Origin of the sequence: Fodinicola acaciae (assembly GCF_010993745.1) — a bacterium.
GTDB lineage: Bacteria > Actinomycetota > Actinomycetes > Mycobacteriales > HKI-0501 > Fodinicola > Fodinicola acaciae.
In genome coordinates, this window is record NZ_WOTN01000003.1 from 969,630 (window position 1) to 982,218 (window position 12,589).

The following is a 12,589-nucleotide window of genomic DNA, read 5'->3' on the forward strand; positions in this document are numbered from 1 at the left end:
CTACGACAGCGACACCGACCCGAACGACCCCGCAACCGGACGAAGGTCGAACTGTTCACCGCCGCCCGCCAATCCCTCGGCAGACGCGGCCGTACAGGGTCCGTACGTCCGCCTCAGCTTGGGCCGCTGGGCTGCCGCGGTACGCCGTTGATGCCGAACCGCTCCGCGAGCATCTCACCCGCCGAAGTGTGCGACAGGCGCTCGTCGCCGATGAGCGCCTCGGCCGTAGCCATCACCTCTCGCTTGTCGGAGGCGCGCAGGCTGGTTTGGGAGATCGCGTGTGGCATGGAACCGGATGGGTCTGCCAGCTGACATACCCGGTGACATTGACGGCTTACGGAGACTGCGCTGGGTCAGGCGTTTCCGTCTGACAGTTGACGGGAAGAGGATGAGCGATTCCGACGCCGATCTGGGCCTCGACGAGATCTTCCGCGCCACGTATCGGCGGCTGGTGGTGAGCGTGTACGCGCTGACCGGCAGCATGGCCGAAGCGCAGGATGTGGTCTCCGAGGCGTTCGTTCAGGCGGTTTCCCGACCGGAGAAGGTCCTGGCGGCGCAGAGCCCGGAAGCGTGGCTACGTACGGTGTGCCGCCGTATCGCGGTCAGCCGGTGGCGGCGTGCGCGGCTGCACTCTCGGCTGCTGCGGCGGGTGGCCGTCGACCGTGACCCGGTGGTCGAGGACATTTCGCCGGATCGGGTGGCGGTGATGACGGCTATCCGCCAGCTGCCCGCCGCGCAGGCGGAGGTGTTGGCGTTGTTCTACATCGCCGATCTGCGGGTCGGCGAGATCGCGGCCACGCTCGGTGTATCCGACGGCACGGTCAAATCCCGCTTGTCCAGAGGTCGTACGGCGCTCGGTCCGCTGCTGGCGGATGAGGCGGTTGCGGCGACGGTCGTTGATACGAAGGCAGGTGCATAGCGATGGTTAGTCCCGCTGATTTCACCGACGTGCGAGAGCGGGCCGGCGAGCTTGCTGGCATGCCGGATCTCGTCGCGATCCGCCGCCGCGGCCGTAGCCGGCGGCGGCTGCGGCGGACCGGCGCGCTGATGGCTCCCGCCGCCGCCGCGATCGTGGTGGGAGCGGTTCTTGCCGGCACGATCGTGGTCACACATCCAGGCGATGGCGCCACCGAACGGGAGCTGCCGGCAGCGACCGCGCCGTGGACGGCGCCGGCCGGCAACCCGCCCAGCCTGCCCGCTCCCATTCACGGTTCGCTGCGTGGCGCTCCCGTCGACCCGGGTCAGCGGATGCAACTGCTGCAAACCAGCACCCCCGACGCATGGCGGTCGTACTCGCTGGCCAAGCTGCGCAACGCTCACTTCGCGCTGATCCGGACACTGGACGGTGGCCGCAGCTGGCAAGGATGGACGCTGCCGGCGGCCGTACCGATGGCGGTCACCGTGAACGCGAGTGAGTCCTCGATCCCGCCGCCGTCGGAACCGGCCGGCCCGGTCGCCGGCCCCGGACAGACGGTTGTCGTCGGCGAGCCCCGGACCGGTGAGTTCGTCAGCCGGGACGGCGGCCAGAGCTGGGCACCGATGCCGAAACCCGGTGCACCCGTGGCCGCCGTCCCGCCCGGCTGGGCGGTCATCGCGCACGCCGAGGACCCGAACTCCACACAGCTACGCGCGATCGACCCGACGACCGGGACACCGCATCCGCTGCGGAACCAGATCGGCGGTTCCCTGGTCACCCAGGGGCCTGATGAATACCTCCACCCCAGCACGGACGGCACGTACTGGGCGATCACGACCCGCAACCCGAACCGGACCGAGCTGGTCATCAGCCGTGACGGCGCCAAGAGCTGGACGGTCGCGTTCAGTCAACGGCAGCTGATGCACGTGGACGCGTACGACACCGAGCACGCTTACGCTGTCGGGACGGTCAGCGCTCGACCTGCGGTTTTCGTCGCGCACGATCGGGCGACCCGGTGGTCGCCGGCCGCTGCGCGGAATCTGCCCGCGGGAACGCTGACCGGTGTGGTCGCCCTTCCCCACGGTGGGCTTGTCGTCGCGTTGCAGACCGCTTCCGGCAGAACACAACTGTGGACCAGCCACGACCAAGGCGAGTCCTTCCGACGCGTGTACGAAGGTGGCGACATCGTGTGGTTCGGCCGCACAGCCACCGGCGGGCTCGCCGCACAAGTCACCACCCGGTCGGGCGACAAGTACGCACCGGCAACCTGGATCGTCTCCGAGAACGGCACAGACTGGCACGCCGGCCTGGAGCCACCAAACGTCTTCGTCGTCCCCTACACCAGCCGCGGCCAAGGCGGCTGACCCCCGATCCCTGATGGGCCAACAGAAACACGCCAGGCCCATCAGGGACCACCGCCGCCACAAATCGCGACCAGATTCCGCAGCCCACCAAAACCACAATGATGGGCGGAATGACGGCGGTCCCCGCTTCAGCTCTTTGTCGGAACCGCCCCGAAACAGCAGTGCAGAAGCTGACCCGGCTGGTGTGTCGATGGGGAGCACATCGATCCCGCGTCGCTGATGTCAAGACTTAATCCCTTCGCGCCACCACCCGAGGTGCCAATACACGCATGCGAGATTTGTCGGCGCGTAGTTGATCTGCGCGTGTGGTGACAGAGTTTTTCAGTGTGGTAATAGGCGTATTTACTGTTCACTATCGAACTGAAGTACACATGTCCAAGTCCACCATGGTGGGCGCCGCAATGGCGCTGGCCTCCGCCGTCGTGCTCGTACCGTCTGCCGCTCAGGCCGGAAGTACCAGCATCACCTGCCATGCGCCGAGAAGCACTCCTTGCCAGACTCCTCGCCCCAACAACAATCTCGGTGTTCATTTCCCGGGCGGAACGCTGAGAGTCACCGTCGACCTTTCGGACGCGCCCGGCCACACCCTGAATTCCGCCGTTCTTCTCAACGGAGACTGTACGAACTGCAACGCATCCGGAATTCCGGAGGCCGAGGGACTGGAGGGGCCCCGCTTCCGTTGACAGTGATCTTGATGTTCACTGGTCGTGATCGGGAGGATGGGAATGGGGACTCGGCGGAAGTTCACTCCGGAGTATCGGGCTGAGGCTGTGGCTTTGGTTACTGATTCGGGGCGTGCCGTGTCGGATGTTGCTCGGAGTCTTGGTGTTCATGAGAATACGTTGGCTAATTGGGTGGCCAAGGCGAAAGAGCAGGGTGAGGTGCCGGATAAACCGTTGTCGGTTTCTGAGCGTGCGGAGTTGGAGAAGCTCCGCAAGGAGACCGCTCAGTTGCAGATGGATAACGCTTTCCTGAAAAAAGCGGCGGCCTGGTTCGCGAAGGAAAACAGGTGAAGTTCGAGTTCATCGCGGATCAGGCCTACGAGAAAGCGTTTCCGGTGGATTAGATGTGCCGGATGCTCGAAGTGTCCCGGGCGGGTTACTACAAGTGGCGCAAGCGTCGCCCGTCGAAGCGGGACCGGGACGACTCGGTGCTGGAAACGAGGATCACGGTGCTGTTTGCGCTGCATAAGCGCCGGTACGGGATCCGGCGCATCCACGCCGAACTGGCGCGCGCCGATGTGCGGATCTCCCGCAAGCGGGTACGGCGGCTGATGCGCAAGCCGGGGCTCAAATCTATGCATCCGCGGCCGCACCGGCGGACAACCGTGCAGGCAGCTGAGCCGAGCACCCTGGTTGACCTGGTCGGACGCCAGTTCAGCCCGGCGGCGCCGGACATGGTGTGGTACGGCGACATCACCTACGTCAAGACCTGGAACGGGTGGGCCTACATCGCCTCGGTGATCGACGGATACTCCCGCAAGGTGGTCGGCTAGGCGATCGAGAACCACATGCGTACCGAGCTGGTCACGGCCGCCCTGGCGATGGCGATCGCGCAGCGACAGCCACCGGACGGAGTGATATTCCACGCCGACCGCGGCAGTCAGTACACCAGCCGAGAATTCGTCGACTTCTGCCAGAAGAATGGTGTCCGAAACTCGGTCGGAAAGACCGGGATCTGCTACGACAACGCGGCCGCGGAATCTTTCTGGGCAACGTTGAAAAATATTGATGACTGTCCACACGTAACCGGCTGTCCGTGGGCGGTTTATCTCAACGACCCGCCGGCGAGACGGCTGGCGGTACGTCACCCGAGGCCGGACAATGTGGCGCAGAGCAGTTTCGCGCGGCGACGGGTCGAGATGCTCGGAATTGACCCTGTGTACCGCGGTCCCAAGCGTCAGCTAGCCACGCGTGTGCGTCGCCTCCGTCCACCACCGCCGATCACGGACGTCGATCTGCGTGCGGCCGAGCAGACGCAGTTGTTTTAGGCAGCCTCAGATCCGTTGTCTATCGTCCTGGTCAGCGATTGGTGCGGGCAATACCTAAGTTCGAGTGATAACTATAAAACGCGGGTCGATTATTCGACCGATTCAGTTCGCGTATGCCCCTCGGGGTGGCGGAGCCACGCACCGAGCGCTTGGACTGCGGCCGATGTTGAGTCGAAGAGGCGCTGCCGAAATGGTTGGCGCAATCTTCCTGACCCCAGGCCGGAGGCACGTACGATTCGGGCGAGGACTGCACACTGCCGATCAGGCAGCGGGAATCGCCCGTGCTGGCGTCGCAATATCTCTCGAGCCGCGTACCCATCGCCCGACTGGATCGTCTCCTCGGTGACCTGGGTGAGCACCTGGTCGGCTGCCTTAGTGTCGACTGTCGCGGCGAGCGTCGCTACCGATATTCCGAGTTGGGCGCGGAAGAAGGCGTAGCCAGGCTCGGGTTGACGCTCGACGAATCTCGTGACCATCGCGTTGATAGCGGGATACCTCGCCACGTTATCCGGATCAGCGCATATGACCGTGAGGCAGGAGGCGACCTGGATTTCCCACGGCTGCAGTGGAGTGCTGTCGGCGAGTGCCGCCCGCGCGCCCGCAAGGTCGCCCTTGATGCACCGAGCAAGGATGGTAGCCTGCCGGCCCTCCATGAGGTGCGTGCCTATTCCGCGATGAGCGTCGGCGTGGCTGACCGCATCGTCCCAACGTCCGGCGAGCGCCAAGGCTCGGACGCCGTCGCCGACAAGGTGCAGCCACACCCATTCACGGAGCTTGTGATGCTCAGCGCGGGTGCCCGCGAGATCAGCCAGCGGCAGGATCTGTTCATCGACGACCGCGTCGGCGTTCGATCTGACTGCCCGGTACATCTCGGTGAGAAGCTGGAGGGCGTGGTCTGCGTGGTGAGCTCGAAGCTGGAGCCGAGCCAGGTTGAGTACGGGTTCGAGCATATGGCGGGCCTGGAGGACGGTGAGCGGGTGTGCGCCGGCGCGATAGAGGTTGATGTGTTGCCAGCACAGGCGACGAGCCAGATCGGGCAGACCGCAGTCGCTGGCGATGAGCGCGGCCTTGTTCAGGGCGTGCGTGCCTTCGGCCAATACGTCTGCGCCGGGTCGTCCAGCGGCTTGGGCTATGTCGGCGATCTCGTGAACTCGTCGCGGTAGCGATGGGCAGAACGGTCGGGGCCGGCCGAGCAGCGGGAAGCGGCGAAGTACGGCGGTGAGCGCAGGTGATGCGGTCGTGGCGTGCACGGTCAGCTCCGGGGCAGCAGTGCAGCGGTCGCCGCGCGCGCCAGAATGCCTTGGCTCTGCGCCGACAAACCGAGTCGGTTCCAATGGAAGATCACCACTTGGGTGAGAATCGCTCGTAGGCCGCGGCTGAGTCGGCCGTCCGCGGCGTCGCGGCCAAGCTGTCGACCGGCGGTCTGCCAGGACGCGAGCCACGACGCCGCGTGCGCGGCCGGTCCGCTGGGTACGAGCAGCTCGCTGTCGGCCAGGTTGGGAATCGACAGGAGCAGACACACGTCGTCGGCCAACCGGTTGACGCGCGCGGTGTCGGTGGGTGCGGGACGCAAGTGGGCGACCCGGTCGAATACGTCTGCGCACTCGAACGTGTCGAGGTTGGCGGTGCGCATGAGCCCGCCAAGCAGCAGGAGGGATATTTCGCGGCGGCCGAGGGCAGGATTGTCCTGGCGGAGATATTCCAGTACGCCAAGGCTATCGGCGCAAAACAGGTCGTGGACGGTCTGCATTCCTGTCGCGCCGCCGAATGCGGCGGTCTCTGCTTCGTACACCGTCGGCCACCACCGCTCGATCGCACCGGCACCCACCCACTCATTGAGGACCTTGTTGACTGCGGCGGTATCGGCGCTGAGCAGGCGCAGCCGCCAGCAGGGATGCTTGCGAAGAAACCACCATCCTGTGACAGCCCCGGCAGCTCGGAGCCGGTCCAGCGATGGACCGATCGTCTCCGTACCGACGGTCTCGGCGGTCGACCAGTCCGCGACGCGGACACGAACGTCGTACCAGGTGCGTTCGGCGCGGCGCTCCAGCGCCGCCAGACCGGCGGCCTGATAGGTGTGGACAGCGTCGGTGAGTTCGGCCGGATCCAGCGCGTGACCGGCCGCGACCGCAGCGGAGTCAGCGCCCGCAAGAATCGCCTGGATCGCCGCTGCGAGGTGAAGGGTGGTGATCGGCGTGGGGGTGGTCAGGTGATCAGCAAGCATGCGTCCCATCCCGTGTGAGGCGGCGTGTTGGTGCGGGAGGGTGCTGGGTTGGGCCAGCGGCTCCACAGGTCGCGATTGTGGAAGGCGAGGCGCCCGATGCCGGCGCCCAGATCGATGATTCTGTTGCCGCTGACCTCGATCGACATGTCGCGCGCCAGTCCCGCCGGCGTGAAGTGGGCGCGGTCGCAGGCGTTGGTGCTCGTCGATGATTCTTGCCAGTTGTCGAGGACGAATGTGCGTTCGTCCTCGGTGAGGTCCCGGCCGAGGTTGATCAATTGGCATGCCTGAGCGTGTAGTCGCTCCTGTTGACGCGTCAATTTTCCCATTGAAAACTCCTCGTGCATGGTGGTCCGAATGAGCATCAAATTGACTGCGGAGTCCGACTACGACGCGTTTCGCTCCGTCCCCAGCTCTGGAGGAAAGATGGCCTTTCAACATCGAGCCAGATACCTCTGGCCGGTCCGCACTCAGACGGGCTTGCTGGATTCGTTCGCGCTGGACGAGTGCGGCGAATAGTTGGGGAAGATGGCGAGCCATCGGTGGGTCTTGAAGGGGTACTCGGCGCCGTCTGTGAGTGTGATGGTGATCCAGGTACCGGCTTCGTGCCGATCGATCGGCTCGGATACGGCTGCGACCAGTCCGGTGATGGAGCGGTGGACGTACGAGTCTTGTGGGCCACGTTCCCAGGACCCCTTGATGAGATCGCCCGGGCGTACGTCGGTGACCAGCCGCAGGGTTGGCTCGCTGGCAGGGATCCGCCAGTCCGCGTCCAGGTCGACGATCGTGAGGGACACTCGAATGTCGGGAACGGGTTCGCCGGCCTCCAGCCGGCGGTAGACGGCCAGGTAGGTCGCGGCGAGGCTTCGTTGTGCGTCCACGTCGAGGCGGTCGCGGTGCAACGCCGCAAGTTCGGCGTCCGGTGCAGTGAGGTCCAGGCCGTGTACGAGCCGTTGGGCGTATCGCATGTGCCGCAGCAGGTCGGTGTGGTCGCTGCTGCGGGAGTCGGCCTCGCGGTGCAGTTGACGCCAGGCCGCGACCTTTGTGGCCAGTTCGACCGGCCAGGGCTGGCCGTGCGGGGTGTCCCATTGTTGGCCATCTCGGCGCCGGCCGGTGATCTCGTCCATCGGCGCGGTGCGGGGCCCGCTGGTGCTGTTCAGGCTGAGGGTTTTCTTGTTGACTCTGGTGACGGCGTACCAGCGATGGAGGACCCGTACGTGGTCGCCTGGGGTGAAGTGTGCGGGTGTCCAGGCAACGAATGTGCCGTCGCTGGCCATCTGCGCGAGTTTGTCCCGCTGGTGGCCGATGTCGTCGGCCAGCCGGTCAATCTCCCGCTGCGCTTTTTGCTGTCCCGGCGAGCCGTCGGCGCATTGATCACGGTAACGCTGAATTTTGCGTTGCTCGGCTTCCAGTTTGTCGATCCGTCGCATGATCGCCGGCCCGCTGGCTTTGGCTGCTTCGTTGGCGGCGGCGCCTTCGGCGCGCTGGCTTAAGTGTGCGGCGTACGCGGCTTCGTCCCAGCCGCGACGGTCGCCAGCATTGATACGTTCCTGGTCGCGGCGCGATCGTCGTTCGGAATGGTGACCGACCTGTGTTGGCTGGCCGAGGGGACGTAGATCGGCGATCGCTTGGGCACGCGCGTGGCTGCGCGCGCTTCGGTAGGCGGCGCGGTCCGCGCGCTCGGCCAGCCGCTCGACGCGGGCGTCGACTCTGGCGGCGCGGTCGGCTTCGCGTTCGGCTGCCGACCGCCACGTGTTGTCGATTTCGATCTCGACGCGGTGGCCTACGGCGCGCAGCGCGTCCGCGAGGCCCTGGATGGCGGGCTGGTTGGCGTCCTTGTCGCGGCTGCCCCGGATGAATATTCCGACGGAGCGTCGATACGTGAATCCGTGTTGGTAGGCCAATTCGAGAACACCATCGCCTTTGCTGGACCCGTGGATGAGGGTGCCGTCGGCGTGCGTATGGGTGATGACGATCGTTGACGCGGATTCGGAGGCATTGTCACGGTGCGGATGGGTGGACATTGGCCTTCTCTTTTCTGGGAATACTCCGGATTGGCGGGTCGATGGGCGCGGTTGTTCAGCTGTCCGGCCGGATGTGTTGGGGTCGTCGGCGGGGTCGGCCGGCGTTGGCGGCAAAGGAGCGCCAGTCGGCGTACGCCCAGACGGTGCCGCGCCGCCAGCACCGACCGGCCCGGCCGTTTGGCGTCGGTTCGTGGTCTTGTTCAGCAAGCGCAAGTAGGCCGGGCGGAAGGCAGCGGTGGGTTCGGTAATGGAGGATGCGAGCGACGGCGGTGGCATCCAGGAGGTCGTCTGGGTCGCCGCTGCGGTCGACTGGCGTGAACCGGGAACGGTTGGCCGCCTGGTGGCCGCTCCACCAGGCGTCGGCAGCCACCGCGTCCCACCACCGCCGCGGACCCTCGCCCTCGATCGGGACCGGTTCGGGAAAGCCCGTGGTGTCGCGGCGTGCGTACCAGGAGGAGACGGTGCCGGGAACGACGCCGAACCGATCGGCCAGGCCGGTACGGTCGAGCAGCAGTCGGCCAGCGACCATTCTGTGGCTCATCACGGCCTCCATCGGAGGATCGACGGGATTTGGTGGTCGGAGTAGAGGCAGCCGGGGTGGAGGTCGTGCGGGGTGGGCTCGTAGGCTGGCTGCTACGACCGCGCGTTAACGGCTTTCCGTTCCGGTTGCCGGGTGGGCGCGCGGTCGAGGTGGCCGGCGGCGGTTTGCGGCGTCCCTCGGGGCGTTTCCGTCGTCGGCTGCCGACCACCTCAGGCGTTCCGACTCGCCTCTGTTTGTTCATGTCCTGATGCGGTCCCGGATACAGCCTTCTCGGCGGAGTCCGAGGTTCAGGCCGTGCGGGCGTACCCAACCGGTTCCAGGTCGGGCTCCTGTGTCTGGTCGGACTCGGGGTCGGAGTGCTGGCGCAGGTGGGCGGGTAGCTGCATGAGAAGTTCGCGGCGTACGGCGCGGGCGTGGCTGCCGGCTGCGTCAGCGTCGTCGGCCATCTCCTGACCTGTGGGGACACGTCCGTGCGCGACGGTCCGCCAGAAGAAGACGGACATCCGGTCCTTCTTGATGATCTTTTCCTCAGCATCCGGTGTCGCGGGGTTGTTCGGGTCCACGGCGGCGTCATCGCTCGACGTTCCGGTGCGCTGCACGTCTGTGGCGACCGCCTTGATGTCGGCGCTGTCGGTGGCGCGCTGCTGTGCGGTCACGAGGCCGCGCAGGTGAGCGATGCCAGCAAGCATCAGCGGCGGGAGCGCGGCCGTGATCATGGCGATCCACCACCGCAAATCCAGGATTCCCGCCGAGCCCGCTGGCAAGGTAAGAGCGTGGTACGCGGCGTTCGCCGCGATGCTGGCGGCCATCGCTGCGAGCGCGTACCCGCGGGCGAATCCGCGTACATGATCCGGCGCCGACTCGGTCGAGGCCGCACCGTTTTTCGATGGGTGCGGAGGCTGGCGCTGCCAAATGCGGATGGCCGTCACAAGAAAGACTTCCACTGCGATGGGCAGCAACCAGGCCAGCGGCACCTCAAAACTGAACAGCGGCAGCGCGCCTCTCATCCCAACCATTTCGGCGAGGTGCGACCACGCGGCCCAGGACATCAGACCGGCGGTCAGGCCAACGGTGACGATGCCGGCGTCCGCCCACCGATCCCTGATTTTCCCTGTGTCGTCGCCAGCCTGGGAACGGCATTCGGCGGCGCGATGGGAATCGTGACGGGCAGGAGGTGCCGAATTGGTGTCGGGGATATCGGACGTGTGCGGGTCGTCGGTGGCGTGTGCGGTGTCCACGAGGGCTCCCTTTGTCGCAGGACCGCACCAAGGCGGTCAGGGTCGGCGGAATCGAGGGGCGGTGGCCTGACTCCCCCTCGTGGTCAGGCCACCGCCGGTCTCGCACACCGCAGCACTCGATTCCACGAACCCTTGACGCATCGTCCATTGCTCTCGCATTTCCCTGTCAGGGCAGGGGTTCTCCGATGCGGGACATCGGGACTGCATGGGCATGGCGCGAATGTGTCAGCCGTACGCGGCATGAGAAATTCGTGCGCTTGCGACCCGCAGCCTGCCGGCCGAGTGATTGGCGATCATTCCGTTGCCGGCGGGATGTCGTGGTTCCGGTATTGCGGTGGTGTCCGGTGAAGCGGGTTTGCGGTTCCCGTTTCGCCGTCGAGAAGAAACGTACCGACCCACACGCCGTGTGCCTAGAGGAAACCGAGGGTAATTATGTGCCACCACTGGTTGCACACGGTGACGTCTCGGACCCCTGCGCGAACAAAGGAATTCCTGGCTTCGACGATGTGCAATTCACAGCGGTACGTGATCACGACCGCGCCCCCTTCAACGCCGCCGCAGTCGAACCGGCTGCCTTTCAATTCCGAAACGCCGTTCAGGCGCAACCGCTAGGCCACTTGGTCAGGTTTAAACGACGTATTCCGCGCGGTCGGGAGATCGATGAGCCGCCGACGTGTGTCGGCAGCGGCGCCGCTGTCGACAATCCTCCAGACCGCGCCGGCAGCGCCCTCGCTCAGGCTCCCGATCGTGGTCGCCACGATCAACCCGTCCGGCACACGATCACTGAATACGCGATGCAGCGTGTTCTCTCGTGTCGGCGACGGCAGCCGGAACAAGACCGGGAAGTTCCACGGCGTGTCCACCAGGCGGAGATAACCGGGCAGCTTGTCGGCCAGCTGGCGCATGCTTTCAGTGCCAGTGTCGTACTCAAGCCAGAACGGCGCGCGATGGCCGTCGGCGGACCAGATGCCGTGGCCGTCCGGGCGGGCGACGCCGCCGATCGCCGCGGTTGCTCGTCGTTCCGACCACCATCGCACCAGCGTTACCTCGGGTTCGGATCGCGCGTACGCGGCGAGCTGCACAAAGAATTCGTTGCAGCCCAGTAAATGATGGATCATCGGCGAGCTGGCCAGCCGATCGGTGCCTGCTCGTACAGCCGACGGCGCTGGTACCGGCCGGCCCGCGGTCTGAGCAACCAACGCAGCGCCCAACGGGCCGAGCGTCCACCTCCAGGATTGTGAGCCCGGCCGCACGTGGTATCGCCATCGATCCAACAATCCGCGCCGATACAGCAGAACCAATCTCTTGCGCGCGCGGTGCGATGACGAAAACGCCAATGCCGTGATCTGTTCGGTGGTGAGTGTGCGATGTTCGTCCAGCACACCCAGCAGCCACCGATCCCGCCCGGTAATGCGAATCAGCTCATCAGCCAGCCGCCGCGGCGGATCCTCATGCATTCGGTCTCTCTCCCCTCAATACGTACGATCGAAATGGACAGCGATCGGCGCTTCGGTCACATGACGCCACCAACGAGGACGGAACGGCGCCGAGACGAGCACCAGTTACGGCCGAGAGCCGACTACCGGGACGGGTAGTCGGCTCAGCATCCTTGTCATTCTGCCTCATCGGCAGATGTTCTATGGGGGCATAGAAATAGGAGCCACGGCCACGGAAAATGGCGGGCTGGTGGGTGACAGGAAGACCAATGCCGCCGCGACTGCTTTGTGCAGGAGGGTGGCGCTCTCAGCGATATCCACTCAGCGTACGGACTTCGACGCCATCCGTCTCGCTCATCCGCTCGCGGATCGTCTTCACGACGTCAATTCCGATCACGGTCACGTACGGCGAAGACGAGGTCTCGCGCGTCGATCAGCCCGAGGCGCTCAGTTTCCCACAGGTCCCGCACGGCCTTTATTCCCATAATCGGTTGCACCTTGGGGTTGATGTCTTCATCCCGGAGGATCTTCGCCGCCTTGAGCAGCTCCGCTTCCGTGAAGGCGCGCGGCTCCGGCTTTGATCGTTCCGGAGCGGGGACCACCGTGACGACCGTCGTCCCGGAATGCTTCGGGCAGTAGTCCCGACCGCCGTTTCGCCCCTTGTAGACGCGCATGAACCCCCAGCCGGCCGCTGCCGCGTCTCGACGTGTCTCGGCGAGCGTGCGGTTTACGATGCCGGTGTACTTGGCGATGCAGACACCGTAGGTGCCGTCGTCGGAGTCGCAGAGCAGTTCCTGCCGCGTGACGTTCATGGTTCGCTCCTTTCTGGCTGCCAACACCACCACCCACGTATGCGGGC

General features: G+C 65.6%; 14 protein-coding genes. 6 read left to right on the forward strand and 8 right to left on the reverse strand.

Going from position 1 to position 12,589, the window contains the following annotated elements; all coding sequences use genetic code 11:
• Positions 1–113 precede the first annotated feature (113 nt).
• Positions 114–287 carry a hypothetical protein gene (locus GNX95_RS30830; RefSeq protein WP_163511194.1) on the reverse strand — a complete coding sequence of 58 codons (174 nt, stop codon included), beginning with the start codon at positions 285–287 and terminating at the stop codon, positions 114–116.
• Positions 288–388: 101 nt separating this feature from the next.
• Between GNX95_RS30830 and GNX95_RS30835 the strand changes: the two genes are divergently transcribed.
• The 6 genes from GNX95_RS30835 (at position 389) to GNX95_RS30860 (ending at position 5,433) form a co-directional block, all read left to right on the forward strand.
• Positions 389–919: an RNA polymerase sigma factor gene (locus GNX95_RS30835; RefSeq protein ID WP_163511195.1), complete on the forward strand. Its 531-nt coding sequence runs from the start codon at positions 389–391 to the stop codon at positions 917–919.
• Between the two features lie 2 nt (positions 920–921).
• Positions 922–2,280, forward strand: a complete 1,359-nt coding sequence (locus tag GNX95_RS30840) for a hypothetical protein (protein ID WP_163511196.1) — start codon at positions 922–924, stop codon at positions 2,278–2,280.
• Between the two features lie 725 nt (positions 2,281–3,005).
• Positions 3,006–3,293, forward strand: coding sequence for a transposase (locus GNX95_RS30845; protein ID WP_163511197.1), 288 nt, complete (start codon positions 3,006–3,008; stop codon positions 3,291–3,293).
• Between the two features lie 62 nt (positions 3,294–3,355).
• On the forward strand, positions 3,356–3,775 hold the full coding sequence (locus tag GNX95_RS30850) for an IS3 family transposase (RefSeq protein WP_163511198.1): 420 nt from the start codon (positions 3,356–3,358) through the stop codon (positions 3,773–3,775).
• A 15-nt stretch (positions 3,776–3,790) separates the two neighbouring features.
• Positions 3,791–4,270, forward strand: coding sequence for a DDE-type integrase/transposase/recombinase (locus tag GNX95_RS30855; protein ID WP_163511199.1), 480 nt, complete (start codon positions 3,791–3,793; stop codon positions 4,268–4,270).
• 281 nt (positions 4,271–4,551) lie between these two features.
• Complete coding sequence (locus GNX95_RS30860; RefSeq protein ID WP_163511200.1) at positions 4,552–5,433, forward strand: hypothetical protein; 882 nt, start codon at positions 4,552–4,554, stop codon at positions 5,431–5,433.
• Positions 5,434–5,522: 89 nt separating this feature from the next.
• Here GNX95_RS30860 and GNX95_RS30865 read toward each other — a convergent pair whose 3' ends face one another.
• From GNX95_RS30865 to GNX95_RS30895, 7 genes are all read right to left on the reverse strand, one after another.
• Positions 5,523–6,494, reverse strand: coding sequence for a thiopeptide-type bacteriocin biosynthesis protein (locus tag GNX95_RS30865; protein WP_163511201.1), 972 nt, complete (start codon positions 6,492–6,494; stop codon positions 5,523–5,525).
• Complete coding sequence (locus GNX95_RS30870) at positions 6,476–6,820, reverse strand: class I SAM-dependent methyltransferase (RefSeq protein ID WP_163511202.1); 345 nt, start codon at positions 6,818–6,820, stop codon at positions 6,476–6,478. Before GNX95_RS30870 ends, GNX95_RS30865 begins: the two co-directional genes overlap by 19 nt.
• A gap of 141 nt (positions 6,821–6,961) precedes the next feature.
• Complete coding sequence (locus GNX95_RS30875) at positions 6,962–8,515, reverse strand: DUF3560 domain-containing protein (RefSeq protein ID WP_163511203.1); 1,554 nt, start codon at positions 8,513–8,515, stop codon at positions 6,962–6,964.
• A 55-nt stretch (positions 8,516–8,570) separates the two neighbouring features.
• Complete coding sequence (locus GNX95_RS30880) at positions 8,571–9,068, reverse strand: hypothetical protein (RefSeq protein WP_163511204.1); 498 nt, start codon at positions 9,066–9,068, stop codon at positions 8,571–8,573.
• Between the two features lie 275 nt (positions 9,069–9,343).
• A complete protein-coding gene (locus tag GNX95_RS30885) occupies positions 9,344–10,294 on the reverse strand; it encodes a hypothetical protein (protein ID WP_163511205.1) in 951 nt (316 codons plus the stop codon).
• 608 nt (positions 10,295–10,902) lie between these two features.
• Entirely contained in the window at positions 10,903–11,751 is an 849-nt protein-coding gene (locus GNX95_RS30890; RefSeq protein WP_163511206.1) for a replication-relaxation family protein, read from the reverse strand.
• A 362-nt stretch (positions 11,752–12,113) separates the two neighbouring features.
• On the reverse strand, positions 12,114–12,542 hold the full coding sequence (locus tag GNX95_RS30895; protein WP_163511207.1) for a hypothetical protein: 429 nt from the start codon (positions 12,540–12,542) through the stop codon (positions 12,114–12,116).
• Between the last annotated feature and the right edge of the window lie 47 nt (positions 12,543–12,589).